We start from the raw sequence: 25,334 nt of genomic DNA on the forward strand, positions 1-25,334 counted from the left end.
AGCAATCCGTGGCAATCTGCCGAATAAATCCATTCGGCCTCTGATCAATGCATCAGTTCCATTTAAATGGAGCCAGTTAGACCATATCTTTAGATAAATAAGGTGTTTTCAATAATTTTTCTATTTCTTAGCGTCATAACCCAGTTCCTTGGAATACTTTCATAGCCGTATACAATACCCGCAATACCTCCCGCGACCGCGGCCGTCGTATCGGTATCTTCGCCAAGATTTACAGCTTTTAACACGCATTGTTCAAATGTGCCGGTATTTACCAGACACCATAAAGCAGCCTCCAGTGTGTGCACAACATATCCCGATGACTGTATGGCAGCCTCTGGAAGCGTCTCCAGACGGTTCAGACGATTAAAAGGAGCCTTATAGGATAAAGACAACAGTATCTCTTTTATTGATTCTCTGTTCAGCAGTCTCCTGGCAATCTCCACATAAATGCAGCAGGCTTTCAGTGATATCTGATGTGCATGAGTCAGTCTTGACACGTTACAGATCTCTTCTTTTGTACTCTTCATAAAAGCCAGCGGCAGGATACGCATCAAAGAACCATTTCCGTTAGCACTGACAGAATCTATCCCACAATTGACCGGGACTTCACCGTTACGGTATCTGTTGATTGCCTGTAAGGTTGTATTTCCTATATCAAAAACAGTTCCGCCTGCAGTATATGCACCTGTTTCATACCAATCACTGAAACACTTCATAATATCAGAACAGTCGACGATACCTTTCCGTTTAATGGAGGCACACGTCGCTATTGTCATACTGGTGTCATCCGACCATGTCCCTGGAGGCTGACTGTGCGTCCCATACCCTTGCATATCTTTCACTGAAAAACTGCCTCTGCGTTTAAACTCTACCGGAACACCAAGTGCATCTCCTACAGCAACACCAATAACTGCGCCTTTTAACATTTCTAATCCCCACCTTTTTCAATCGTCAGCCCTTTTGCCTTAAGAAATCAAAAAGGCTTTAACCTCTCGGTTAAAACCTTTTTGATGATGCCGCAGACCGGAATCGAACCGGTACGAAGTTTAACCCTCGCAGGATTTTAAGTCCTGTGCGTCTGCCAGTTCCGCCACTGCGGCATTGCCATGTATGTCTGAACATACAAATGGGACCTATAGGGCTCGAACCTATGACCCTCTGCTTGTAAGGCAGATGCTCTCCCAGCTGAGCTAAGATCCCATAAACATAACTATTCAGTTATAACGACCCAGAAGGGACTCGAACCCTCGACCTTCGCCGTGACAGGGCGACGCTCTAACCAACTGAGCCACTGGGCCATATTCTTTTTCTTATGTTGTGACCTTTTTAAAATCAAATGGACCTTCGGGGACTCGAACCCAGGACCGACCGGTTATGAGCCGGTTGCTCTAACCAACTGAGCTAAAGGTCCACAAAGCCGATGATCGGACTCGAACCGATAACCTGCTGATTACAAATCAGCTGCTCTGCCAATTGAGCCACATCGGCACAATAAATACCAATGACTCCAAGGGGATTTGAACCCCTGTTACCGCCGTGAAAGGGCGGTGTCTTAACCGCTTGACCATGGAGCCGAAAAAAGCTCCCCGAGTTGGGCTCGAACCAACAACCCTTCGGTTAACAGCCGAATGCTCTACCATTGAGCTATCGAGGAACATCTTTTATCCTGCCTTTCAGCAGGTCTTTTTTATGTTAGAAGGATATACCTTCAAAACCGCATACACTATTACATCCATCCACGCTTCTACCGTCTTCTTTCGGATCATTCGATCTCGCTTTGCTTCTCTTTCTTCCATTCTTTCCTGTCTCATCCTGTTGTCTTTGGAAGTTCGATTTCCGCTTCGCTCCTATCGAACGACCTTCACACTAAGTTTTTGTGGCGCTTGCGCTTACAAAAACAAGTGTTCAGGTCAAACCCTCGACCGATTAGTAGCAGTCAGCTCCATACATTGCTGCACTTCCACCTCTGCCCTATCTACCTCGTCGTCTTCAAGGGGTCTTACTACTTACGTATGGGATATCTCATCTTGAGGGGGGCTTCACGCTTAGATGCCTTCAGCGTTTATCCCTTCCCGACTTGGCTACCCGGCCATGCTCCTGGCGGAACAACCGGTACACCAGTGGTCAGTCCAACCCGGTCCTCTCGTACTAAGGTCAGCTCCTCTCAAATATCCTACGCCCACGCCGGATAGGGACCGAACTGTCTCACGACGTTCTGAACCCAGCTCGCGTACCGCTTTAATGGGCGAACAGCCCAACCCTTGGGACCTACTACAGCCCCAGGATGCGATGAGCCGACATCGAGGTGCCAAACCACTCCGTCGATGTGAACTCTTGGGAGTGATAAGCCTGTTATCCCCAGGGTAGCTTTTATCCGTTGAGCGATGGCATTCCCACTTAAAACCACCGGATCACTAAGTCCTACTTTCGTACCTGCTCCACCCGTCGGTGTCGCAGTCAAGCTCCCTTCTGCCTTTGCACTCTGCGAATGGTTTCCAACCATTCTGAGGGAACCTTTGAGCGCCTCCGATACCCTTTCGGAGGCGACCGCCCCAGTCAAACTCCCCACCTGACATTGTCCCACAGCCGGGTCACGGCTGCTGGTTAGAAATCCAATACTGCAAGGGTGGTATCCCAACAGCGACTCCACACCAACTGGCGTTAGTGTTTCCTCGTCTCCCACCTATCCTGTACATGCAATACCGAATCCCAGTATCAAGCTGGAGTAAAGCTCCATGGGGTCTTTCCGTCCTGGCGCAGGTAACCAGCATCTTCACTGGTACTTCAATTTCACCGGATGCATTGTCGAGACAGTGCTCAAATCATTACGCCTTTCGTGCGGGTCGGAACTTACCCGACAAGGAATTTCGCTACCTTAGGACCGTTATAGTTACGGCCGCCGTTTACTGGGGCTTAAATTCAAAGCTTCGCCTTGCGGCTAACCTCTCCTCTTAACCTTCCAGCACCGGGCAGGCGTCAGCCCATATACCTCACCTTTCGGTTTTGCATAGACCTGTGTTTTTGCTAAACAGTTGCTTGAGCCTATTCTCTGCGGCCTCCTTACAGAGGCACCCCTTCTCCCGAAGTTACGGGGTCATTTTGCCGAGTTCCTTAACAATGCTTCTTCCGTCGGCCTTAGGATTCTCTCCTCATCCACCTGTGTCGGTTTACGGTACGGGTACAAGATAAACAATAGCGGCTTTTCTTGATACATGGCTCATGCACTTCCCTACTATACTTCGGTCCGCATCACGCCTTCGGATTGTAAAGCGGATTTGCCTGCCTTACTCCTACCTCGCTTGCCCCTGGATTCCATTCCAGGGATGCACTTTCCACATATGTCCCCACAGTTCTGTTACCTTGCAGTACAGGAATCTCAACCTGTTGTCCATCGACTACGGCTTTCGCCCTCGCCTTAGGCCCCGACTTACCCAGAGCAGATCAGCTTTACTCTGGAAACCTTGGATATTCGGCCGAGAGGATTCTCACCTCTCTCTCGCTACTCATTCCGGCATTCTCTCTTCAAGACGCTCCACGGCTCCTTACGGTACCGCTTCTTCGTGTCTTCAATGCTCCTCTACCGATGGTATTGCTACCATCCCACGGCTTCGGTGTTGTGTTTCAGCCCCGGACATTTTCGGCGCAGGACCTCTCGACTAGTGAGCTATTACGCACTCTTTGAATGTATGGCTGCTTCTGAGCCAACATCCTAGTTGTCTTCGAAATCCCACATCCTTTTCCACTTAACACACACTTTGGGACCTTAGCCGGTGGTCTGGGCTCTTTCCCTTTTGACTATCCAACTTATCTCGTATAGTCTGACTCCCATGAATCATCTTACTGGCATTCGGAGTTTGATATTCTTCGGTAAGCTTTGACGCCCCCTAGGAAATTCAGTGCTCTACCTCCAAAAGACTCTCATGAGGCTAGCCCTAAAGCTATTTCGAGGAGAACCAGCTATCTCCGGGTTCGATTGGAATTTCTCCCCTATCCACACCTCATCGCCACCCTTTTCAACGGATGTGCGTTCGGTCCTCCATTGCCTTTTACGGCAACTTCAACCTGGACATGGATAGATCACCCGGTTTCGGGTCTACTCTGACTGACTACGGCGCCCTATTAAGACTTGGTTTCCCTTCGGCTCCGCACCTTGAGTGCTTAACCTTGCCAGCCAGCGTAACTCGCCGGACCGTTCTACAAAAAGTACGCGGTTCCACATATAAAGTGGTTCCACAGTTTGTAAACACAGGGTTTCAGGTTCTCTTTCACTCCCCTCCCGGGGTCCTTTTCACCTTTCCTTCACAGTACTATGCGCTATCGGTCACTAAGGAGTATTTAGCCTTGGGGGGTGGTCCCCCCGACTTCCCGCAAGGTTTCTCGTGTCTCGCGGTACTTTGGATCCTGCTCGCTCTCGCCTGCTTTCGTATACGGGGCTTTCACCCTCTTTGGCTGGCTTTCCCAAAACCATTCTACTAGCATTGAAGTCACTTTTTGCAGTCCGTAACCCCAGCATGCACGCATGCTGGTTTAGGCTCCTTCCATTTCGCTCGCCGCTACTTTGGAAATCGATGTTTCTTTCTTTTCCTCCGGGTACTTAGATGTTTCAGTTCCCCGGGTTCCCCTCCATACGTTATGAATTGGCGTATGGATACATACCGTTTGGGTATGCAGGTTTCCCCATTCAGAGATCTCCGGATCTAAGGATATTTGCTCCTCCCCGAAGCTTTTCGCAGCTTATCACGTCTTTCATCGGCTCTTAGTGCCAAGGCATCCACCCTGCGCTCTTTCTTGTTTGACCTTCCTGCTCCAATAGCGTTTGGAACAGTCGGTATTACGATGCATTCGCATCGAGCGTTTCGTTTCATTGCGTTTACAATGTTTGATTCACCACAAGCATCTCTGCCCATGGTTCCTCGGATGTCTTTTCCTATCTCTAACGTTAATCGTTATCAATATAGATATTTTCGTATATGCGGTTTTCAAGGTACGTCTGCACAATCAGATGCCAAGAGGCGTTGGAAACTTCTTTCCTCAAGCTTCTTCGTATTTGATTGTATTGCGTGCCTGCATGCGGCTGAGCGGACTCATTCGCGAATGCAGATATATGCACATCCCGGTATGTTTCCATACCGAATGGAGATGGAGGGATTCGAACCCTTGACCCCCTGCTTGCAAGGCAGGTGCTCTCCCAACTGAGCTACACCCCCATGGGTATTATTTATTTTAGCGGCCTGTCTTCCTCTGCCGAGAAGTTTTCACTATTTTCCACTTCATGGGCTTAAGTGACCTTTCCTCCTCTTTCGAGAAGCTTCCACTTAATGGGCTTAAGTGACCTTTCCTCTATTAGCGAAAGACTTGCCTGATGGGCTTAAGTGACCTTTCCTCTTTTAGCGAAAGTCTTGCCTGATGGGCTTAAGTGGACCTTTCCTCCTCTTCCGAGAAGCTTCCACTTAATGGGCTTAAGTGGACTCGAACCACCGACCTCACGCTTATCAGGCGTGCGCTCTAACCAGCTGAGCTATAAGCCCTTTTGGGAATCTGGCAGCCACCTACTCTCCCACACCGTCACCAGTGCAGTACCATCGGCCGCTTAAGTCTTAACCATCGTGTTCGGGATGGGTACGGGTGTTTCCCCTAAGCGCATCGCCACCAGAAGCGTTTGTTATCTCTTCGATAACTCAACAGTAAAACACATCTCCCTACTTCTTCTTCCTTAGAAAGGAGGTGATCCAGCCGCACCTTCCGATACGGCTACCTTGTTACGACTTCACCCCAGTTATCGGCTCCACCTTCGACTGCTCCCTCCTTTCGGTTGGGTCACAGGCTTCGGGCATATCCGACTCCCATGGTGTGACGGGCGGTGTGTACAAGACCCGGGAACGTATTCACCGCGACATTCTGATTCGCGATTACTAGCGATTCCAGCTTCATGTAGTCGAGTTGCAGACTACAATCCGAACTGAGACGTTATTTTTGGGATTTGCTTCACCTCACGGCTTCGCCTCCCTTTGTTTACGCCATTGTAGCACGTGTGTAGCCCAAATCATAAGGGGCATGATGATTTGACGTCATCCCCACCTTCCTCCAGGTTATCCCTGGCAGTCTCCCTAGAGTGCCCAACTTCACTTGCTGGCTACTAAGGATAAGGGTTGCGCTCGTTGCGGGACTTAACCCAACATCTCACGACACGAGCTGACGACAACCATGCACCACCTGTCTCTCCTGCCCCGAAGGGAAGGCCCCGTTACGGACCGGTCAGAAGGATGTCAAGACTTGGTAAGGTTCTTCGCGTTGCTTCGAATTAAACCACATGCTCCACCGCTTGTGCGGGTCCCCGTCAATTCCTTTGAGTTTCATTCTTGCGAACGTACTCCCCAGGTGGTATACTTATTGCGTTTGCTGCGGCACCGAAGGGCTTTGCCCCCCGACACCTAGTATACATCGTTTACGGCGTGGACTACCAGGGTATCTAATCCTGTTTGCTCCCCACGCTTTCGAGCCTCAACGTCAGTGATCGTCCAGTAAGCCGCCTTCGCCACTGGTGTTCCTCCTAATATCTACGCATTTCACCGCTACACTAGGAATTCCACTTACCTCTCCGACACTCCAGCTTAATAGTTTCCAATGCAGTCCAGGGGTTGAGCCCCCGCCTTTCACATCAGACTTACTATGCCGTCTACGCTCCCTTTACACCCAGTAAATCCGGATAACGCTTGCCCCCTACGTATTACCGCGGCTGCTGGCACGTAGTTAGCCGGGGCTTCTTAGTCAGGTACCGTCATTTTCTTCCCTGCTGATAGAGCTTTACATACCGAAATACTTCTTCGCTCACGCGGCGTCGCTGCATCAGGGTTTCCCCCATTGTGCAATATTCCCCACTGCTGCCTCCCGTAGGAGTTTGGGCCGTGTCTCAGTCCCAATGTGGCCGGTCACCCTCTCAGGTCGGCTACTGATCGCGGGCTTGGTGGGCCGTTACCCCACCAACTACCTAATCAGACGCGGGTCCATCGTATACCACCGGAGTTTTTCACACCGAGTCATGCGACTCTGTGCGCTTATGCGGTATTAGCAGTCATTTCTAACTGTTATCCCCCTGTATACGGCAGGTTACCCACGCGTTACTCACCCGTCCGCCACTCAGTCACATCAAACTTCCTTCCGAAGATGTCCGTTTTATGTGCTTCGTTCGACTTGCATGTGTTAAGCACGCCGCCAGCGTTCATCCTGAGCCAGGATCAAACTCTCAAATTAAGTGTTCGTTCCAGTTCAAGATAACTCTTGGCTATCTTATCCCTTTTACTGTTGGTTTTGACTTTTCGTCAATGAAATGAAAATCTTTTTTAGAATTTTCAAGGATGTGTTTTACTGTTCAGTTATCAAAGTACTTGTCCGTTGCCATTTGTTTCAGCGGCAACTCTGATATAATACCATGCCTTTTATTCCGTGTCAATAACTTTTTTTATTTTTTTAATCAATCTGTTTTTGACGAATAAAAGTCCACCGAACACTCGGTGGACTTTTATATTACCATTTTCGTGGAAATATGTCAACATATTTTTGGAAATTTCTTTCACACGTTTTATCCCATAATCACAGACAGAATCACATTCAGTAAGGCGTTCTTTTCATATAAGTAGTGAAGCACGATATCGCTTTCAATTTGGTGCATGAGTACTGCTCCAACCTCTGTATTAGAGACCATTGTAATAATCAGGAAAATCACCCAAATCCACAATACTGACTGTACAATTCCCAGCAGCATTCCACCAATCACATTAAAAAAGCTAATAACCGGAAGTCCAGTTAAAATGTCAATTGCATATAAGATTACTTTAAGGATGATCGTAGCTATAACGAAAGAAAGCAGAAAGCCAATCCCGTTGGTAATATAATATGCGATATACCCTGTAATGTAATCCGTAAATGATTCTACACCCAGTGTACCGTAAATCTCAGAATTATTATTCTCCAGTAACGCCTGTTTCACCAGCTCTGGCAGTGGCGTGCCTTCGATGATTTTAATCTGTTCCTCCAACGGAATTTCCGAATCTTCCGGCAGGTCCGTTCCCTCGGGCAGTCCAGCACTTTCCGCTGCCTGAGACATCAGAACCCGCTCACAGTTTTCCTGAACAAAATCATATACCGGAGTGCTTTTCCGTAAAAATTCACCTACATAAGGATTGATCCATGAAACAATCAACAGTACCAGTATCATCGATACCATCGATACTGCTGTTCGGAAAAAACCTTTGCGTGCCCCTCTGATGACCAGAAGTACCGTAAAAACCAGAAGCACCCAAAACAACCAGTTCATAATACTCTCCTTTAGTATTTTTCATTATGACAACTTTATTGTCTTAATCCCACTATCCACAATCACCTGATAACGGTTCGCGTCAATCTTGAATACATCCTTAATACTGCCCTCATCCAGATTTCCATTGAATTTTTCATGGCCCTTTAAACTGAACACACACAGCTGAGTATCATTATTCATGAGAATCTGATCGCCACTGATTTTAATAGACGTGTATTCAATATTAAAGTTTTCTTCAAACACCTGCTTGCCATTGGCATTATAGAGAACCAGCGTATACTGCTTTTCTGCATCGTCGCTTCTGAATACCATCCCCACATAATCTTCATTATAAAAAGTGCTGATAATTTCTTTCTCTACTTTTACCTCGCAGTCAACTTTTGGAATCTGCTTTCCAGTATAAAGGACAAAACCATCATCACAAAACGCGACCGATTTTCCTTCTTTCATGTAAGCCACCTGCGGCACTAAAGTTCCTTCATACGTATAGCCACTAACCATATTATCCATCTGACCCTGTCCCGTATTGCCAAAATTATAGAATGCAACATAACTTGTTGTTTTATTATCTTCCACATACAAATATGTTACCATAATCAGCAATCCATCCGGGGATACCGCCAGATCTACCGGATAGCCAGGGCTGTCCACTCTCGTCATTCCAGTCGCAATCTGTGCACCGCTCGTAGAATAAAAATTGATCCAGGTATTTTCGCCATCTTCCAGAATCGCCGCTACGACACCCTGCGAGGCAACTTTGGCTTTTAAAATCGGCATTTCTGTACTCACTTCACCCATCTTACCGCCTCTGCCAAAGATTACCATATTAGTCCCTTTTTCATCGTAGATGACAGATGTTGTACCACAGACATCCGCAGTAGGATTGTTCATCTCATAAGCCTGTGACCACAGACTCTTGCCGCTGCTCCCCAGCAAAGAGGCGCCATCACCAGTATATTTCAACAGATAATTCTCCAACTGTATGTAACTGGTTGACATCGTATCCTCCTGAACGCTGGAGGACACAACTTTATAGTCTTTGTAATGCCAGCGCTCAACCACTGTCTTCGTTATCAGTACTATGGCTACGATCACAACAGCTACAATCCCGGTTCTGATCAGAAGACGTTTGCGATGTTCCATGATTTTTTTCCGGTATGCTTCCGTATCCTGATTTTTACCCGATGTGGCTTTTGTATTTTCTCTTGGAGCCTGTTGTTTATGTTTCACAAGCCTCTTAATTTTATTCTTAAATGATCCCATATATCGTGCTTTCCTTTTTTATCTCATGTTTTTTAGCTTATCTGATTATAGCATACTCTTTTACGGTAGTAAAATAATTTGTCCTGCATAAATTAAATCTTCCGAATCAAGCTGATTAAGCTGACAGATATCCTGGATCTTTTTTGTACTTCCATAATATGTTTTGCTGATCTTACTTAATGTATCTCCCTTTTGAACCACATATTTCTGACGCACACCAGCTGAGGCCGGTGTTTCATTCCGCTTCTCCGTCTCCGCAGTGGGTGTTGGTGCTGACGACGTATCTGTCTGATTATTTTCCAGATTTACTTTATCTTCAGAGTCTGTATCCGAATCCCCGGTCTTGTTTTTCTCCACATTATCCGTCGCAGAGGTTTCCTCTGGAATGTCACTCTCATCAGACGCGGCTGTCTCCCCGGCATTTTCAGTGTCCGTCCCTGTCTGATCAGTATTATCCTGACCGGTATCATTCATGCTGTTATCTTTTTCCTGCATATCGTCAGCAGGGTTGGCATCCAGTTTCTCTTTATCATTTCCTGACCCGCTTTGTTCGGCGCCGCTTGTCATTGCCATCTCATTTTCCTGTGCAGTGTCTGCGACTTCCTGAACAGTTCGATAATGGTTTACGTACGTAAATCCCAGCGCAACTACCACTGCTGCGGCGCAGACAGCGGTTAGATACGACTTTCCGCCTTTTTCCTTTTTGTCCCGCTCCTTTTTGCCCGCAACAATTTTTCTAAAATCAACAACTGCGCGGTCCGGTACCTTTTCATCATCTTCGATGGATGTATTTCCGTTCTTTTCTATCATATAGGCCTGCATTTGTTCATTTTTTTCATAATAGATGTAATATCCATTCTGTCGGTTCAATTTGCCATTGTCATAGACAAAAAATGCTTCCTCCTTTTCTGTCGGTTCCATGGCAAACAAAACTTTTTGGTTTCCCGCAAAATGATTCAGGTGTGTTTTCAGAATTAAGTCACTGATCTCCATATTGAAGTTAGGGAGTGACAGTGACCATCCGATGATCTCCTGTTCCGGAAAGAACTGTTCCATGTCTTTGTGAATCTGACTCCACACTGCGTCTTTAAAATCCATATGCTCTTCAGCAATCTCCATGTTCTCAACACCGAGCGCGCTTCTGATAAAAATGTACGACACCGACTCTTCCCATCTGGCTTCCCCCAGTAAGATTGCCGCACATCCTCCCTCCATATGATTTCCGGACATCCTCTTTAAATACGTATACGCGTAATCCTCCATGTATATTTTCAGATGAGGTCTTGTCTCCCCGATCTGCCGGATGTTGTTTGGAAGATGGAAAATCCCGTTCTCTGTTGTACTCCCCTGTTTCTTCTCATTATAAATGATTTCGATCATAAATTAATCACCCCTTCGGGGTAAACAATATCATGGGAAAACTGCAAATTTTATCATTTTAGGGATCCGGTTTTCAAAAATTTAACGACATGTTTTGCAATGTATTTTTTGGTGTAGTTTTGAATATTCTATAGATAAGAACCAGGAAAGGACAAAACTGCCATGCTTACCCAAAGACTTTCTCCCGTTTTCTATATCAACAGCAAAAGAAGTTCCGCAAGCAGTGAGCTTGCCTATTTATTAAAAGACGCCGTCTCACAGGTCGAAAGAGACTGGAGGGAACTTGTATTTCTGTGTATCGGAAGTGACCGAATCACAGGAGACAGCCTGGGACCGTTGATCGGACATCAGCTTTCTCAGTATTGCTGGCCTCACATCTTTGTATACGGTACTTTAGAGAATCCTGTACATGCCTTAAACCTTGAGGAAATGATTCAGCAAATAAAAAAGAGACATCCTCTTGCACTCGTCATTGCAATTGATGCCTCTTTAGGTTCCAAAAAACATATCGGCTTTATTACGCTTGGAACCGGGTCGATCCGCCCGGGTTCAGGTGTCAACAAAGACCTGCCGCATGTCGGAGATATTTTCATCACCGGAATCATCAATGTTTCCGGAACTTTTGAACACTTTCTTCTTCAGACAACCCGGCTGTCCACCGTTATCAATATGGCAGATTCCATCGCCAATGGAATTTTGACGGCGATAGACGCATCCTATGAAAATCTGCGTTTTCTCTCGCCTGCTGCTTCCATGACAAGCAGTTCAGGCACTATTTCCTGAGGTCTGGGCCGGTTTTCCGACAGCTTCTGCATCATTTTGGCCAACGGTCTGCCAATGCGGGAGCTGCTCCACCTTCCGGAATAGTATTCTGCTATTTCCAGAGTACCACAATACTTATCTGTCAAACAGATTACATAAGTCTCCGGATGTCTGGGCGGAATGAATGTAACCGGCCACATATGTTTTGTAATGATTTCTTTCTCAACCGTATTTATTGAAAAATATTTTTTTGCATTTCGGTAAGCTGTCCAGGGATGTGTCATCGCATGAAAGTGATCTCCTGTCTTCTCACGGTGTTTTCTCCAGTCGTATAAAAACAGATCATGAAGCATGCCTCCCCTGGCCGCAGACCGTGCGTCCAGCCCTAAAGATTTACAGATACTGAAATTGTAATATGCAACCATCAGACAATGCTGATAGCAGTCCGTATCACAGTGCTGAGAGAATTGTTTCATCTGCAGTACTACGGGATGATAAATAATATCCCTGATGCATTCAAAGAATTCTCTGTTCATTATGGCTTTTGACTGTTTCATAATAACCCTTTCCTGTTAAAGCTCTACGCGGCCCTCAAGCGCACGCAGCAACGTTACTTCATCAATATATTCCAGATCGCCTCCGACCGGAACCCCGCTCGCGATCCTGCTGACCTTAATTCCTGTCGGCTTAACCAGCTTGCTGATATACATCGCCGTTGTCTCCCCTTCCAGACTGGAATTTGTCGCAATGATCACTTCATCTATGTCCTCCTGAAGCCGCTGCATCAGTTCCTTTAATTTAATATCATTCGGACCGATACCCAGCATTGGAGAGATGGCACCATGCAGCACATGATATACTCCTTCATATTTCCCCGTCTTCTCATACGCTGCAAGATCTCTGGTATTTTCCACCACCATAATTTCTCTGTGGTTTCGCTTTGCATTTTTACAGATCGGGCACAGCTCCTCATCTGTCAGCGTATAGCATTCTCTGCAGTACTGCACGTGTTCTTTGGCGCTTATAATCGAGGAAGTCAGCTGCTCTACTTCTTCCTTTGGCATATTCATGATATGAAATGCCAGACGTCCTGCTGATTTAGCTCCGATTCCCGGAAGCCGTGATAGCTGCTCGATCAGATTATTAATATGTCCGCTGTAATATTCCATGATCAGAAAGGCAGTCCCCCGCCGAGTCCGCCTGTCAGCTTCGACATAACTGCCGCAGACTCTTCTTCCATCTTACGCAGTGCTTCGTTCGTAGCAGCCATGATCAGATCTTCCAGCATTTCCACATCATCCGGATCGACTGCTTCTTCTGCAAGTTTCACTTTTGTCACTTCTTTTTTTCCGGACACTGTAATTTCAACAGCACCGCCGCCTGCAGTTGCAGTAAATTCCTTTTCTTCAAGCGCCTTCTGATTTTCTTCCATCTGTTTCTGCATTTTCTGCGCCTGTTTCATCAGATTATTCATATTGCCAGGCATGCCCATTCCACCCGGAAAACCTCCGCGTTTTGCCATTTTTCTTTCCTCCTGTTTCTAAATACATTATGTTTCGATATCAATATCCATCTGAATCTTGTCTTTTAATATATCATCAATTGATATTTCTGCCAACCCCTTGGTCGTTTCTCTGTCTGCAAGAATCAGTTCAAGTTCGACACTCTTTCCTATTTGATGTTCAATGATGTCTGCAAGCCGCTGTGTCGCCTCTGCATTTCCCACATAATTCTGTGCCAGATTATTCGAAAACTCCACATACAGTTTAGCTTCTCCAGTCTGGCCGTTGTATTTTGGAACAGCAGTCTGCAAAAAACTGCGGAACATGCCGTCTGTCTGGCCAACGATTGTTCTCCACTCATTTTTAACACGCTGCAGGTCCTGCGGTGCCGCTTTCTCAGGTTTCGGCAAATTGACCGGCGGCTTCTTTTCTTCGATGTGTTCGCCGGACATTTCCCGCACCGCAGATTCTTTCACGACAATACCGTGTTCAATCTGCGCCTCTAATGCACGAATTCTGTCCAGAACCGAATCCAGATTTGTCTCCATAGACGGTCTGCACATTTTAATCAATGCCACTTCAACGAGTACTCTTTTCTGCGAAGCGTAGCGTATCTGACTTGAAAGTTCTGACAGGACACGGATATATCTGATCAGTGTTTCAGTCTCGATCATTTGTGCTTCTTCTTTCAGTAATTGGATATTTTCTCCTGACATATCCAGCATTTCATCGGAATCAGAAGACGATTTTACCAGCATAAGGTTTCTCAGATACCATGTAAAATCTGATACGAACTGCCCCATTTCTTTTCCCTGCAGTACCAGTTCCTCCAGCGAATGAATCACATCAGTCACATCCCTGTCTATGATCTGGCGGAGCATACGGCTGAACATCTCCGTGTCTACTGTCCCCAATACCTCCAGTACATTGTCATATGTCAGCTTTTGTCCCAGATAGAAGGCGATACACTGATCGAGAAGGCTTAGAGCATCTCTCAGCGACCCGTCGGCTGCCTTGGCTATATAACGGACTGCTTTTTCTTCCGCCTCCACACCTTCCTGTTTCATCAGTTCTGTCATACGGTCTGCTATGGTTTCAATCGTAATTCTGCGAAAATCATACCTCTGACACCGTGACAGAATCGTAATGGGAATCTTATGTGCCTCTGTGGTAGCCAGTATAAAGATAACATATGAGGGAGGTTCTTCCAGCGTTTTCAGCAACGCATTAAATGCTCCTGTTGATAGCATATGAACTTCATCAATAATGTACACCTTATAATTTCCCTGCGTTGGTCTGTATGCAACTTCTTCTCTGATTTCACGGATGTTATCGACACCATTATTAGATGCTGCATCTATCTCTATGACATTCATAGAAGTCCCCGCCTGAATTGCCCTGCACATATCACATTCATTGCAGGGGCTTCCATCAGCCGGATGCTCACAGTTCACCGTTTTAGCCAGTATTTTCGCCACCGTTGTTTTTCCGGTTCCCCTTGTTCCGCAGAACAAATATGCATGGCCGATACGGTTTGCTTTTATCTGGTTTTTCAAAGTTGTAACTATATGGTCCTGACCTTTCACATCCTCAAACGAATCAGGACGAAACTTTCGGTATAAAGCGGTATAGCTCATTTATAACGCCTCTTTCTGAATTAGTCTCCAAAACTGATGCCGATCCGCTTTGCTTCCCGAATCTCCTGCGCATCTACAGGTACCGTTTTCAGCTTGCCTGCACTCTCAGCAAGCGGCACTTTTTTAGTTTTTCCATTTACTACACCAACCATGTACCCATATTCCCCATCCATGATTAATTTCGCAGCCGCAGCGCCAATTCTGGTCGAGAGCACTCTGTCATAAGGACATGGGCTGCCGCCTCTCTGTGTATGACCCGGCACAGTGATACGAATCTCCAGTCCCGTAGCCTTTTGAATCTTCTCGGCAAGCTCATATGAAACTGATGGATGTGTTCTGGACTCAATCTTACGCTTCAGCTCTTTCTTGGAAAGCTGTGCATCTTCTTTTGAGATTGCGCCTTCTGCAACCGCCAGGATCGTAAATCCCTTTCCGGCTTTCGCTCTGGCTTCTATCGCTTCCACTACTTTTTCCGTATCATATGGAATTTCCGGAATCAGAATAATATCAGCGCCTCCTGCAATCCCTGCATATAGTGGGAGCCAGCCAACTTTATGACCCATTATTTCCACTATAAATACCCGGTTATGAGACGCAGCCGTGGTATGTATACAGTCGATTGCGTCTGTTGCAATATTAACCGCACTGTAGAAACCAAACGTCATATCTGTACCCCAGATATCATTGTCGATCGTTTTCGGCAGATGCAGCACATTCAGGCCTTCTTCACTCAGCAGATTCGCCGTTTTCTGTGTACCGTTTCCTCCCAGAATTACCAGACAGTCAAGGCGCAGTTTATAATATGTCTGCTTCATTGCCTCCACCTTGTCCAGACCATTTGCATCAGGCACCCTCATCAGCTTGAACGGCTGGCGTGATGTACCGATGATGGTTCCTCCTTTCGTCAGTATACCGGAAAAATCAGCTGCGGTCAGCATCCGATAATCTCCGTAAATCAGACCTTTATATCCATTCATAAAACCATAAACTTCCAGCTCATCAATATTGGCCGCCAATCCCTTTACAACGCCGCGCATCGTGGCATTCAGTGCCTGGCAGTCTCCTCCGCTCGTCAATAATCCAATACGTTTCACTAAATTCACATCCCGTCTTTTTATGATAAAATTATGTAACAGTTCAGGACGGCGGGGAAATTGGTATAGAAAGCAACGTCAAGCCTGCTTGTAAGTAGCTTTCTATACCAATTTCCACATCGGATGGACATCCGTTGCTTCTTGACCGGCTTTTTCGGACAAGAAGATGCGCCGTTCTGAATAGTTACATAATTATTATATATTATTTTTGAAAGACTGTCCACCTCTGCTTGACTTTCCTCACAAAACAGGATATACTTAAGATCCGTGCAGCCGGGGAGTCAGCGGTGCCCTGTACCTGCAATCCGCTACAGCAGGGGTGATGCCAAACTGAGGGCATTGTTTTGCAGAGCTGCCCTTTATAAGTGGCGATGACGTCTGGGTCTTACGCAACAGAAATCTATGAATCGTGTCAGGTCAGGAATGAAGCAGCACTAAGTAGACGCTTCTGTGTGCCGTGAGGGTGCCTGGATTGAGTTAACTGTAGAGGTAACGTCTGTGAGCAATGTTCGAGGGGCGGCGCACGGATAAAAAATTATACTTAAATTCATTTCATTTGTTCCGTATGATTTGTTCAAGACAGACACGGAAGTCGATCGATAAGACCGGCTTTTTTTGTTTATAATTACCTGACATGCGATTACCCCCGGCCGTAAGCCGGGGGTAATCCATAGCGCATGATAGATTGCATATGTTTGAGTTTATCGCTACCGTTTTATCATAGGTTATCTTAGTTTTATAAGCAATGAGTTACTAAACAAAAAAAATACCCCCGGCAGGCAAACTGCTGCCGAAGAGCCGCTTTCCCATTTTTAAACCCCAGTAAACACTGGGATCTATGGAGCGGAGACGGTGGGATTCGAACCCGTATCAGGCATATTTCAAGGAAGTGCGTATTTACGCCATTTCCCCCGTAAGCCCCGTATTTACTGCGTTTATGGATGGGAAATAAGACGGATTAATGGAAGTCATCATTTCTTACAAAAAGATGGAAAGACAGAAGTCGTTCCAATCCACGGCAAAGACGTTCCAAAAGGCTTACTGAACACAATATTAAAGCGGACAGGGCTCAAATAGCCCCTCCTGTAGAAAGGAGAATTCTTATGTTATTTATTTATCCTGCGATATTCCATGAAGAAGACAGCTCGTATTGGGTTGAGTTTCCAGATCTGGAAGGGTGTCAGACATTCGGAGATACTGTTAACAATACGATGGCTTCTGCACAGGAAGCATTGTCTGCTTATCTTTTGACGTTATTAGAAGATGGCTCCGAACTTCCAAAGCCTTCTGATATTCACTCCATCAAGGCGAGTGATGGATTTACAAGCTTTGTTTCCTGCGACATCGTGCCTAACATCGGTGCAAAGGCAGTAAAAAAGACGCTCTCCATTCCTGAATGGATGAATGAGCGTGCTGTCGCAATGGGCATCAACTTTTCCAAAACATTACAAGACGCGCTCCTCGCAAAACTTCAAGCGAAATAACACAACCTTCTTATAAGTAATCCCCCGGCATAGCGCAGCCGGGGGTTTTACAAGATATAGCGTCAGAAACTTTGATTGCTTATTACAGGCTTAAAGCGCGATCAGATCCCGCAGGGTCTTCTCCCCTGCAACACCATCCACACCGCCGCAGATGCCCGGAGACTGCTTCTCCCGGTCTCTCTGATAAGCAGTAATGGCATAGACCGTGTTGTCCCCGCAGCTCCTGTCGAGCTCCAGGGCCTTGCCGTCTTTCCCCTTATAACCACGGGCCCTTAAAATTTCCTGCACCAGCAGTACATGGGTGCCGGTCTCTCCTCTTTTCACTGTTTTCATACTGAACATATATATTGCATCTCCTTTCGGTGTTGTCGGTACATCTACCTCACTCCCAGTCACCAGGCTCCAATCCGGCCGGCCATAACCGCTGATCCGTGAGTTGCCAAGTGCATACGACTTTTTACATACCCCGCCGCCGTTGGCGATCACCCCGGATGCCCCCGACGTATTGCCCTCGATCGTATACACCGTATTGATGGATACCCGGTACACGATACCGGTATGGCAGATCCTGCTGGCATTATGAAAAAAGACCTGGTCCCCTGCCTGCGGCGTGGCATGCCACTGCTTCTTATTCTTATAATACTGGGCGCTGGTCGGTGTATAGGCAGAGAATCCCCCGCCAAGCAGTTCCCTTGCGGTCTCCTTCCCAAATGCCTGTACAAAGCACCAGTCCACAAACATATCACACCAGGCCTGTCCCTGGTAGTTGACGCCCGCAAATGTCCGGTAATCCCTTGCATATTTGGTGTAATTGTTGCTGCCCGCATTGGCTGTTTTGCTGTCCAGCTGGCTGTTGCTCTTCTTTTCCAGGTATCCGACTTCTGCAGACGCCACGCTGATCAGCTTGTCAATCGCATTTTGTGTTGTCATCCCGTCCTCCTTGATGTACTGTTTGATCCAGCCATAAACCTTCACATGCCGGGACCAGTAGATCGGATCTCCCACCTGGTTGTTGTTGCTGGTATCCTGCTGATCCAGCTTCAGGACCGCATAGATCCGTTCAATGGTCAGGGGCTTTCCCGTCTTCTTGATGATCCGCTGCACCGGGTCTTTCCCGCCCAGGTGCTGGATATTGGCGCAGAACATGGCAGCCTGGACCTCTGTGACCCCCTCCGTGGCAGCCCGGTTGATATACGTGGTGATCTGTTCTGCCATGAGGGATTTCTGGGCTGCGATCCCCACCTGTGAGCCTATGATGCGCTGAATACATTTTGCCTTGGCTGAAGTTTTTGACAGCTTGTACGCCGCCCAGTTTTTATGGTCCAGGTCGGAAGCGATGCCGGCAGTATCCAGTTCCTTAAATTTCGCCGGGTAAGAAGACCGGATCCGGTTCAGGAGTTTCTGGGCATTTGTGCCGTAAAACTGATAGCATCCAATCGTGATCGCTTTCTCATTTGCACTGTTCTTTCCCGCCTCGGTAAAGTCATCCCAACGTCCCTGCCCGTATACCTGCCCGCCGGTCTCCACTGCAGCCAGAATGCTGCACATAACGTCCATCTGGTAATCGGTCAATTTCATAATTTTCTCAGTTCCTTTCTGACTCTCTCAAAATAAGCCACTATGCAGAGATAGCAGTCACAACATTCTGGATTCTGCTGATCTGTCATGGCCGCACCTCTGCAATGAAAAAGAGGACGATTATTCGCCCTCTGAATCCTGTTTCTTACCCTCAATCACTCGCGTAAACGCCTGGTGTAATCCGGTGCTTGCAAGCCCTGAAAATGCCCCATACACCACGATTTCCAGCCCAACCGAAGTATTTGCTACGCACCCTAAAACAGCCCCTGAAACCGCCAGAATCAGCGGTATATATTTGTTCGGGATGAAGTCCAGTGACTTCTTGATGACGTACCCCACAATCAGGCAGGCCAAGACCACGATCGGTATGTAATAATCAGTTAAAAATCCTAAATCCATACAGTTGCCTTCCTATAAAAAATCATTTTTATCATTTCTCTCTGCATATAGCTTCCGCAGATACTTTGCTTCTTCCTCGATCACACCATTTTCAATTCCCCGTTGATCTGTAATCACTTCATACTCCTTCAGCTGGCTGATCACGTGCTGCCACTCTTCACGGGTATGGAGCCTGCCATTGCGGCAGCTGTTCGCGAAGTCAAGGATGTTCCAGCGTTTGCTGCTTACCTTTTCCGCATCAAAATCTTTTTTCAATTCTTTAACATCAGATTCCAGCTCACCGATCAGAGCCGCCCGGATCCAGCCCAGCAGCGTGCTCCACGGGTCAATCCGGATCGGCGCGATCTGTATCAGTGTGACGGTGCCGAGAATTGTGATCCACGGGTTGTCTGTGCAAAATTTTAATAAGTACCGTATTATCTCCACATCTTGACAACCTCGCTTTCTAAATTTCGAAACTGACATCAAATGGCAGCCAAGCAGTAGTTGGAATGTCCATCGCACTTGTTGTACCATATCTCGATATACTAACATCACCAGTTGTGAAAACAGTCATAAGCCATTTATTTACACCCGTACCCTGACATACAAAATATCTTTGAAAATTCGGCCTGTATCCTGAGGGCAAATTAAAGATCGGCACAGACGTTGTGCCACCTGTAATTACGGATTTTGGTTTAACTACACCCGAAATAGATACTCTGTCTCCGACTTTTTTATATTTTACTGTGGTTTCACCATATAGCTCAAAACGGGAGCTAAGCGTCGCTTTATGCCAAGTATCTGGCTGTGTTTTTTTAATTGCACCATCTGCTGTCATCACAATAGGGTATGTTGTTTGATAACCGTCATCAAATGGAGTTATTTGAGACAAATAAAGGTATCCTCTTAAAAATATGGAACCACAATCAACACTAAAAGTTCCTTGATGACCTTCACCCGTATTACGACTATATTCTACGCCTGTATAACATTTACTATCATCAAGTGTGCCAAAAGCAAAATCTCCCATATTGGAAATACGAAAACCGTCATAAAGGGTATATTTTTGTCCATCTGGATAATATGAAGTCATTACAGATTCCAGTATTGTTGAACCTTTTGCCTGGGCATAGCCACTGTTTTCATCTAATTGGAATGTACCAGGCTTGAAAGATAGAAGACAGTCTGTTTTTCCAGATGTTCCGTTAAAAGGTATTTGACCAACGGCACCTTGCATTGTTTTCTCGTATTTCAGTCCATTTTGATCAATTGCCCAATCGCCAATTAAGCCAGATAATGCCCGAATGATTCCTTCTACCGAAAGCGATTGCCCGTCCCATTTCAGCTTTCCATTTCCATAGTCAAACGTCCCTTTTTTCAAGTTAATGCGGCCATTCGTACCTACAATATCATTTGCCGTAAGCTTATCTGCTGTCACGGCTCCCGCTGCAAGCTTGTCTGTACTGATCGCATTTGCCGCAATTGCCGCTGCACCGATCGCATTTGCTGCAACAGTATTTGCCGTAACGGCTCCCGCCGCCAGTTTTTCTGTGCTGACGGCTCCCGCTTCCAATTTATCTGTACTGATCGCTCCTGCGGCTATCGCCGACGCTCCGATCGCATTTGCTGCAATCTGATTAGAACTGATGCTGCCCGCCGCAATCTTATCTCCTGTAATAGCATTGGCTGCAATCGCACTCGCCACCACTGTACCCGGGACGATCAGGGCGCCGTCTAATGTTGTCGCACCAGGAACTACGGTCGCAATCCCGTTTTTATTATAAAACACCAGACAGTCGTCAATTCCCAGCTCCGGGTAAGTATTTGTCACAACCAGATTACGCGGATGCGCAATCGTCCAATAGGCGTAAATTGCATTCGTATATCCATCCGTAATCTCATAGGTATTCCCGTTATATTGCATACACAGCCCGCTCCACTGGATGCATCCGGCGGACGGGCTGTTATTGGTTATCGTATAGGCCATACAGACGCCTCCTTAAAAAATCATGTGCAGCGCTGTGTTCAGTTTGTCGGTTCCGACCTGCCCCGCGCCGATCTGTGCGGATCCGATCGCCCCATTTTGGATTTTAGCGCCGGTAATCGCACCTGCGGCGATCTTATCACTGTTCACGGCACTGGCTGCGAGGTTGGGGGTTTTTACCTCCCCGGTTCCGATCTTCCCGCTGGTAACTGCACCTGAATCAATCTTTGCGCTGGTGACGGCATTGTCAGCAAGCTTTGTTGCATCAACCGCACTGGCTGCAATCTTTCCAGAATCTACAGAGCCATCCTTGATTTTAGCTGCAGTTACTGCGTTGACAGCCAATTTAGCCTCACTCACTGCACCGGTTGCAATTTTCCCGGATGCGACAGACCCATCTTTGATTTTGGCTGCAGTCACGGCATCCGCAGCCAGCTTATCCTCACCAACTGCACCGGCCGCTATCTTTCCGGCTGCAACAGCACCATCCGCGATTTTTCCGGACGCTACCGCCCCATCTGCGATCTTAGCTGCTGTTACAGCGTTGGCTGCCAGCTTATCCCCGTTAACCGCACCGACGGCTATCTTTGTCCCGGCTACTGCACCATCCGCAATATTCGTACCGGCTACCGCATTTGTGGCGATTTTCCCTGCAATGACAGCTCCGGTCCCGATCTTACCGCTGGTAACCGCACCGTCCGCCAGAATTGTACTGTCAACAGCGCCACCTGCGAGATTGATCTTTTTAATGGCACCGCTGGCGATTTCGCCGCTGGATACCGTACCGCCGAGCAGGGCAGCCCCGTGCGTCATCTTGCCGGCACCGATCTCCGTATAATGGATCCCGCCGTCGTTGATGAAGACCAATACGTCATCATCTGTAAGGGCGGGCTTTTCATCAGAGGTCTGGAATTTTGTCTTGTCCGCTGCTGAAAACTGCCAGAATACATATTTGCTGGCAGTATTGCCGTTGGCAATGGCATAGCTCTGCCCTTTATACACAATGTTGCAATCCGTCCAGGCGATAGATCCGGCGGTCGGTTTATTATCTTCCACTACGTACCCATCCAGCTGGTGCTGCGGCATGGCGATATCCCTGGCGTTAAGTCTTGCACCTGCATGGTACAGGGATTCTATCCGGTATCGCACGTCATTGAGCACGCCGCACAGTTCCTCCTGCAAAATTTCTTTCACTAATTCCCTTAATTCTTTATGATCCATTTTGACCTCCTATGTTAAGATATGTGTTGTCATGTTCAGGCGGTTAGCCGATATCGCCCCCAGGGCAATCTTATCCTCCGTCACCGTCCCATCTTTTAATTGTTCTGCTGTAATGACCCCTTCTCCAATATGTTCTGTCTTTATGGCTCCCGGGGCAATCAGCTCTGGAGTGATGCTCCCTTGCGCAACATTCCCCAAGTCCTTTGCAGCGAAGCTGTCTTCTAAATTCTCACCCTGATAAAAGTTTTGGCTGTACTCCAGATAGTCTTCCGGATGCGCCTGTATCTCTTCTTCAGTTAAGGTATTGGTGATGAAAAAATTAAAATCATACTCATATTCCATACGGAAACCGGATTCCTCCGTCTCATCCTCAATGGAGACGACCGTTTCATTGAGGCATAAGATAACATTGAGCATTTTTTCATCGGTCCTGATGATGGAGACGGCGTCCTGCTGCTCAGAATAGCGTACTTTTTCACTCATATCATCCGTCCCTTCTGTGATTATTTAAAACCAATCGCAATCCAGTTAAACCACCGGTTTGTACGGGCAATTCCATCCACCGCCCGCAGGTTTGCATTAAAGCCTTTTAAATTACCGTTGCTTTCCGGTATTGCAGAAATATGGTAGTTTGCCAGAGCATTGCAAAATACTATAGGTGTACTGGAAAAGCTTTTCGGATAAGCAACAGAAGATTTTGTGATCCCTTTCGCCGCAACGGAGGGAACATTTTTAGACCCCCACTGTATCATCAGGCCTCCAGGCATTTCAATTAATCCATTCTTATTTTGTTCTACACTGTTTGACAGGCTGGTAATACTTGCCTCCAGATTTTTTATTTTTGCTGTAATGACTCCATTCTGTACCGGGTTCCCGCTGCTCGCATCCATGGACGTATCTACAACCGTATGGTTGGCGCCCTGCTCCACAGTATCAAGCTTCTCCTTATCTGCTGCTGACATCAGACCATCTGCGGCAGCCGATGCAGCTTCATAAGTTGTATCACGTTCCGGCAGACCGATTGCCGTAAAATCTTCCAGTGTCGCCCCATGAGCAGCTGACACATGCCCCGATTCATCCACTGCAAGCTTATACAGTCCTGCAGCATGTGGTTCATGCGCAGGATGCATATAATAATTAGCACCTTCAGACACACCCGCAAGCTTTCGTTTATCGTCATCCGTATAATCATTGGAAGACAGACCCTTTCCCTCTTGCTTATCCACCTTACCGTTGAATTGATCTGCAGTTCCAGCGATCACACCATCCAATTCATTTTTAGCATTTGCAGCATTTGTTACCGCTTCTCTAAGGTCCGGCAGCAGCTGTGTACCGCTCTCCACATCGGCAGTCAGACTTTGCTCGACAACCTCTGCACTTTTTACCATTTCGTCAAATTTTTGGTTGAGATTCTGTGCCGCAGACACATTGCCCCCTAAAGACTGATTGACGCTCTTTGCCTCGTCCACATTATATACAAGATTGTTGTTCAGCGTTGTGCCACTGTTGATCCGCTCGGAAAGATCCGTATTCAGCGTCTTTCCCTTTTCAAGTTTATCGGTCAGACCGGAGGAAATTGTTCGAATCTCCTCTGCAGCAGTGCTGATTTCTCCCTGGATCACCTGATTGCCGGTATACGAAGCTTCTGCCTGATTATGAAGGCTTTGAATGTCCATTTTTATCTGGTTATAAGTGTTGTTCTCATCGGACACGGCATTAATCGCATCAACAATCGCAGACCGCACCTCACGTCCATAGGCAGCCTGGGCGATCTGCTCTGTATAACTTTTTACATCTGCCATTATAATAACACTCCTTCCCTAAAGCCAGCTGGCACTGACCAGCAGGCCATTCTTAAATACCAGGGAAGCCGTTCCCCAATTTTTCATCGTTCCGTTGTTGGTCACTTCCAGCGGCTGTATGAATTCCAACCTTCCGGATGCACAAGGGCTGCCGTTTACTTCCATGCTGATCTCCGGGGCCTGCAGCCGCAGTTTCTGACGCGCTTTGATGACGCTGTGACGCTCATCTCCATACTGCATACCCAGTAGGATCTGTGTATCCCAGTTCTCAGTCAGGCCACCCTCTAACCTGCTTCCCTGCATCTTAGCCCAAGCAGCATTTCCCGGCTGCCCGGTGCAAAATTCTCCTTCCAAGACAACATTCTTTCCGATCAGACGTCCTGATCTGTCCAGGCTGGACAAGCGGCTATCCCATTCCAGAGGCTCCGCCCGCAACCGAACAACGTAGGCGTTTCGGTTCAGTTCTTCCATGAATTCTTCAAATGTCAAAGCTTCTCCCCCCTGTATGATAAAAATATGGCTCAAAATCAATATCGTCCACCAGGATCCCTCTTGACGGCTCTGCCACAACCTCTTCCTGAGCTCCGATTTCTCGAATGATCGTATAGCCATCCTCCAGATACTTTTTAATGTGGTAGGGCTGTATATAAGTAAACAGCCCGTTTTTCCCTGCTTTATAAATCGGTATCACACTCACTGCTTTCACCCTCTTCCATTTTTACACTTTCTCCTGTCTCAGCATCTTCCCGCATAATTATTTCCGTGTATTCTGCCATTTTAAGGTCTTTAACTGTACATTGTACTTTAGTCAGAATATACTCCATTAAAGATGGGGGCACACCTTTGTTTCGTATACATTCAAAGACTTTCGCTTCCAACTCATTTTCTATTGCATCCAAAATGTAACCCAATGGTTTTTCCATAATCTC

The 25,334-nt window shown here is 46.9% G+C and carries 22 protein-coding genes, 9 tRNA genes, 3 rRNA genes and 1 other RNA gene; 4 read left to right on the top strand and 31 right to left on the bottom strand.

Annotated features, from left to right (window positions below):
* Window positions 1-89: 89 nt before the first annotated feature.
* From NQ502_RS04970 to NQ502_RS05045, 16 genes are all read right to left on the bottom strand, one after another.
* The gene (locus NQ502_RS04970; RefSeq protein WP_028529832.1) at window positions 90-926 is read right to left on the bottom strand and encodes an ADP-ribosylglycohydrolase family protein; all 837 of its coding nucleotides are present in this window, start codon (window positions 924-926) and stop codon (window positions 90-92) included.
* An 88-nt stretch (window positions 927-1,014) separates the two neighbouring features.
* Window positions 1,015-1,100, bottom strand: a tRNA-Leu gene (locus NQ502_RS04975).
* Between the two features lie 27 nt (window positions 1,101-1,127).
* Window positions 1,128-1,200 (bottom strand) — tRNA-Val (locus NQ502_RS04980).
* A 24-nt stretch (window positions 1,201-1,224) separates the two neighbouring features.
* Window positions 1,225-1,298: transfer RNA gene (locus NQ502_RS04985), tRNA-Asp, on the bottom strand.
* Between the two features lie 39 nt (window positions 1,299-1,337).
* Window positions 1,338-1,411 (bottom strand) — tRNA-Ile (locus tag NQ502_RS04990).
* Between the two features lie 4 nt (window positions 1,412-1,415).
* A tRNA-Thr gene (locus NQ502_RS04995) sits at window positions 1,416-1,488 on the bottom strand.
* A 14-nt stretch (window positions 1,489-1,502) separates the two neighbouring features.
* Window positions 1,503-1,574: transfer RNA gene (locus NQ502_RS05000), tRNA-Glu, on the bottom strand.
* 8 nt (window positions 1,575-1,582) lie between these two features.
* Window positions 1,583-1,654 (bottom strand) — tRNA-Asn (locus NQ502_RS05005).
* A gap of 252 nt (window positions 1,655-1,906) precedes the next feature.
* Window positions 1,907-4,798: ribosomal RNA gene (locus NQ502_RS05010) — 23S ribosomal RNA — on the bottom strand.
* A gap of 336 nt (window positions 4,799-5,134) precedes the next feature.
* A tRNA-Ala gene (locus NQ502_RS05015) sits at window positions 5,135-5,207 on the bottom strand.
* A 247-nt stretch (window positions 5,208-5,454) separates the two neighbouring features.
* A tRNA-Ile gene (locus NQ502_RS05020) sits at window positions 5,455-5,528 on the bottom strand.
* 8 nt (window positions 5,529-5,536) lie between these two features.
* Window positions 5,537-5,654 (bottom strand): 5S ribosomal RNA (gene rrf / locus NQ502_RS05025).
* A 63-nt stretch (window positions 5,655-5,717) separates the two neighbouring features.
* Window positions 5,718-7,251, bottom strand: a 16S ribosomal RNA gene (locus NQ502_RS05030).
* The 16S, 23S and 5S rRNA genes sit together here with 9 tRNA genes alongside, the layout of an rRNA operon.
* Before the next feature lie 328 nt (window positions 7,252-7,579).
* Window positions 7,580-8,314, bottom strand: a complete 735-nt coding sequence (locus tag NQ502_RS05035) for a CvpA family protein (RefSeq protein ID WP_028529149.1) — start codon at window positions 8,312-8,314, stop codon at window positions 7,580-7,582.
* Between the two features lie 24 nt (window positions 8,315-8,338).
* Window positions 8,339-9,580 carry a DUF5711 family protein gene (locus tag NQ502_RS05040; protein WP_028529148.1) on the bottom strand — a complete coding sequence of 414 codons (1,242 nt, stop codon included), beginning with the start codon at window positions 9,578-9,580 and terminating at the stop codon, window positions 8,339-8,341.
* A gap of 60 nt (window positions 9,581-9,640) precedes the next feature.
* Window positions 9,641-10,960 carry a LysM peptidoglycan-binding domain-containing protein gene (locus NQ502_RS05045; protein ID WP_044983337.1) on the bottom strand — a complete coding sequence of 440 codons (1,320 nt, stop codon included), beginning with the start codon at window positions 10,958-10,960 and terminating at the stop codon, window positions 9,641-9,643.
* A gap of 162 nt (window positions 10,961-11,122) precedes the next feature.
* Here NQ502_RS05045 and yyaC point away from each other — a divergent pair, with 162 nt between their 5' ends.
* On the top strand, window positions 11,123-11,743 hold the full coding sequence (gene yyaC, locus NQ502_RS05050; RefSeq protein WP_044983336.1) for a spore protease YyaC: 621 nt from the start codon (window positions 11,123-11,125) through the stop codon (window positions 11,741-11,743).
* Here the strand turns inward: yyaC and NQ502_RS05055 are convergent.
* Genes NQ502_RS05055 through NQ502_RS05075 form a run of 5 tightly spaced genes read right to left on the bottom strand, consistent with a single transcriptional unit; the run spans window position 11,677 to window position 15,955 of the window.
* Window positions 11,677-12,279 (bottom strand): HDIG domain-containing metalloprotein, encoded by a 603-nt coding sequence (locus NQ502_RS05055; protein ID WP_148511941.1) that lies wholly within the window; start codon window positions 12,277-12,279, stop codon window positions 11,677-11,679. The genes yyaC and NQ502_RS05055 overlap by 67 nt on opposite strands.
* 15 nt (window positions 12,280-12,294) lie before the next feature.
* Window positions 12,295-12,891 (bottom strand): recombination mediator RecR, encoded by a 597-nt coding sequence (gene recR / locus NQ502_RS05060; protein WP_028529147.1) that lies wholly within the window; start codon window positions 12,889-12,891, stop codon window positions 12,295-12,297.
* Window positions 12,892-12,893: 2 nt separating this feature from the next.
* Window positions 12,894-13,244, bottom strand: a complete 351-nt coding sequence (locus NQ502_RS05065; RefSeq protein ID WP_028529146.1) for a YbaB/EbfC family nucleoid-associated protein — start codon at window positions 13,242-13,244, stop codon at window positions 12,894-12,896.
* A gap of 27 nt (window positions 13,245-13,271) precedes the next feature.
* Window positions 13,272-14,861: a DNA polymerase III subunit gamma/tau gene (dnaX, locus tag NQ502_RS05070; RefSeq protein WP_028529145.1), complete on the bottom strand. Its 1,590-nt coding sequence runs from the start codon at window positions 14,859-14,861 to the stop codon at window positions 13,272-13,274.
* Between the two features lie 20 nt (window positions 14,862-14,881).
* Window positions 14,882-15,955 (bottom strand): 6-phosphofructokinase, encoded by a 1,074-nt coding sequence (locus NQ502_RS05075; protein WP_028529144.1) that lies wholly within the window; start codon window positions 15,953-15,955, stop codon window positions 14,882-14,884.
* Window positions 15,956-16,220: 265 nt separating this feature from the next.
* On the opposite strand from NQ502_RS05075, the gene ffs reads away from it, so the two are divergent.
* The 3 genes from ffs (at window position 16,221) to NQ502_RS05090 (ending at window position 17,439) form a co-directional block, all read left to right on the top strand.
* Window positions 16,221-16,482: signal recognition particle sRNA large type (gene ffs / locus NQ502_RS05080), an RNA gene on the top strand.
* A gap of 325 nt (window positions 16,483-16,807) precedes the next feature.
* Entirely contained in the window at window positions 16,808-17,032 is a 225-nt protein-coding gene (locus tag NQ502_RS05085; protein WP_242830275.1) for a type II toxin-antitoxin system HicA family toxin, read from the top strand.
* Window positions 17,033-17,058: 26 nt separating this feature from the next.
* Complete coding sequence (locus NQ502_RS05090; protein WP_028529143.1) at window positions 17,059-17,439, top strand: type II toxin-antitoxin system HicB family antitoxin; 381 nt, start codon at window positions 17,059-17,061, stop codon at window positions 17,437-17,439.
* Window positions 17,440-17,529: 90 nt separating this feature from the next.
* On the opposite strand, the gene NQ502_RS05095 is transcribed toward NQ502_RS05090, so the two are convergent.
* The 10 genes from NQ502_RS05095 to NQ502_RS05140 all read right to left on the bottom strand — a co-directional run bounded on the left by NQ502_RS05095 (window position 17,530) and on the right by NQ502_RS05140 (window position 25,328).
* Window positions 17,530-19,017 carry a CHAP domain-containing protein gene (locus NQ502_RS05095; RefSeq protein WP_049898218.1) on the bottom strand — a complete coding sequence of 496 codons (1,488 nt, stop codon included), beginning with the start codon at window positions 19,015-19,017 and terminating at the stop codon, window positions 17,530-17,532.
* Between the two features lie 120 nt (window positions 19,018-19,137).
* Window positions 19,138-19,416, bottom strand: coding sequence for a phage holin family protein (locus tag NQ502_RS05100; protein ID WP_028529142.1), 279 nt, complete (start codon window positions 19,414-19,416; stop codon window positions 19,138-19,140).
* 12 nt (window positions 19,417-19,428) lie between these two features.
* The gene (locus tag NQ502_RS05105; RefSeq protein WP_028529141.1) at window positions 19,429-19,842 is read right to left on the bottom strand and encodes a hypothetical protein; all 414 of its coding nucleotides are present in this window, start codon (window positions 19,840-19,842) and stop codon (window positions 19,429-19,431) included.
* 19 nt (window positions 19,843-19,861) lie between these two features.
* A complete protein-coding gene (locus NQ502_RS05110) occupies window positions 19,862-21,385 on the bottom strand; it encodes a hypothetical protein (RefSeq protein ID WP_044983335.1) in 1,524 nt (507 codons plus the stop codon).
* Window positions 21,386-21,397: 12 nt separating this feature from the next.
* Window positions 21,398-22,603, bottom strand: a complete 1,206-nt coding sequence (locus NQ502_RS05115) for a hypothetical protein (protein WP_049898216.1) — start codon at window positions 22,601-22,603, stop codon at window positions 21,398-21,400.
* A 9-nt stretch (window positions 22,604-22,612) separates the two neighbouring features.
* Window positions 22,613-23,086, bottom strand: coding sequence for a hypothetical protein (locus NQ502_RS05120; RefSeq protein ID WP_028529140.1), 474 nt, complete (start codon window positions 23,084-23,086; stop codon window positions 22,613-22,615).
* Between the two features lie 20 nt (window positions 23,087-23,106).
* The gene (locus tag NQ502_RS05125; protein WP_028529139.1) at window positions 23,107-24,405 is read right to left on the bottom strand and encodes a gp53-like domain-containing protein; all 1,299 of its coding nucleotides are present in this window, start codon (window positions 24,403-24,405) and stop codon (window positions 23,107-23,109) included.
* An 18-nt stretch (window positions 24,406-24,423) separates the two neighbouring features.
* Window positions 24,424-24,894: a hypothetical protein gene (locus tag NQ502_RS05130; RefSeq protein WP_028529138.1), complete on the bottom strand. Its 471-nt coding sequence runs from the start codon at window positions 24,892-24,894 to the stop codon at window positions 24,424-24,426.
* Window positions 24,884-25,102: a hypothetical protein gene (locus NQ502_RS05135; protein ID WP_028529137.1), complete on the bottom strand. Its 219-nt coding sequence runs from the start codon at window positions 25,100-25,102 to the stop codon at window positions 24,884-24,886. The genes NQ502_RS05130 and NQ502_RS05135 overlap by 11 nt, the downstream gene beginning before the upstream one ends.
* The gene (locus tag NQ502_RS05140) at window positions 25,080-25,328 is read right to left on the bottom strand and encodes a hypothetical protein (protein ID WP_028529136.1); all 249 of its coding nucleotides are present in this window, start codon (window positions 25,326-25,328) and stop codon (window positions 25,080-25,082) included. The genes NQ502_RS05135 and NQ502_RS05140 overlap by 23 nt, the downstream gene beginning before the upstream one ends.
* Window positions 25,329-25,334: the final 6 nt, after the last annotated feature.

It is taken from the genome of Ruminococcus gauvreauii (assembly GCF_025151995.1).
In the GTDB taxonomy this organism is placed as follows: domain Bacteria; phylum Bacillota; class Clostridia; order Lachnospirales; family Lachnospiraceae; genus Ruminococcus_G; species Ruminococcus_G gauvreauii.

Bases quoted from the DNA above. Each gene is read 5' to 3' on its own strand.
- NQ502_RS04970 (WP_028529832.1), bottom strand. From the start codon at position 926: ATGTTAAAAGGCGCAGTTATTGGTGTTGCTGTAGGAGATGCACTTGGT.
- NQ502_RS05035 (WP_028529149.1), bottom strand. From the start codon at position 8,314: ATGAACTGGTTGTTTTGGGTGCTTCTGGTTTTTACGGTACTTCTGGTC.
- NQ502_RS05040 (WP_028529148.1), bottom strand. From the start codon at position 9,580: ATGGGATCATTTAAGAATAAAATTAAGAGGCTTGTGAAACATAAACAA.
- NQ502_RS05045 (WP_044983337.1), bottom strand. From the start codon at position 10,960: ATGATCGAAATCATTTATAATGAGAAGAAACAGGGGAGTACAACAGAG.
- yyaC (WP_044983336.1), top strand. From the start codon at position 11,123: ATGCTTACCCAAAGACTTTCTCCCGTTTTCTATATCAACAGCAAAAGA.
- NQ502_RS05055 (WP_148511941.1), bottom strand. From the start codon at position 12,279: ATGAAACAGTCAAAAGCCATAATGAACAGAGAATTCTTTGAATGCATC.
- recR (WP_028529147.1), bottom strand. From the start codon at position 12,891: ATGGAATATTACAGCGGACATATTAATAATCTGATCGAGCAGCTATCA.
- NQ502_RS05065 (WP_028529146.1), bottom strand. From the start codon at position 13,244: ATGGCAAAACGCGGAGGTTTTCCGGGTGGAATGGGCATGCCTGGCAAT.
- dnaX (WP_028529145.1), bottom strand. From the start codon at position 14,861: ATGAGCTATACCGCTTTATACCGAAAGTTTCGTCCTGATTCGTTTGAG.
- NQ502_RS05090 (WP_028529143.1), top strand. From the start codon at position 17,059: ATGTTATTTATTTATCCTGCGATATTCCATGAAGAAGACAGCTCGTAT.
- NQ502_RS05095 (WP_049898218.1), bottom strand. From the start codon at position 19,017: ATGAAATTGACCGATTACCAGATGGACGTTATGTGCAGCATTCTGGCT.
- NQ502_RS05100 (WP_028529142.1), bottom strand. From the start codon at position 19,416: ATGGATTTAGGATTTTTAACTGATTATTACATACCGATCGTGGTCTTG.
- NQ502_RS05110 (WP_044983335.1), bottom strand. From the start codon at position 21,385: ATGGCCTATACGATAACCAATAACAGCCCGTCCGCCGGATGCATCCAG.
- NQ502_RS05115 (WP_049898216.1), bottom strand. From the start codon at position 22,603: ATGGATCATAAAGAATTAAGGGAATTAGTGAAAGAAATTTTGCAGGAG.
- NQ502_RS05120 (WP_028529140.1), bottom strand. From the start codon at position 23,086: ATGAGTGAAAAAGTACGCTATTCTGAGCAGCAGGACGCCGTCTCCATC.
- NQ502_RS05125 (WP_028529139.1), bottom strand. From the start codon at position 24,405: ATGGCAGATGTAAAAAGTTATACAGAGCAGATCGCCCAGGCTGCCTAT.
- NQ502_RS05140 (WP_028529136.1), bottom strand. From the start codon at position 25,328: ATGGAAAAACCATTGGGTTACATTTTGGATGCAATAGAAAATGAGTTG.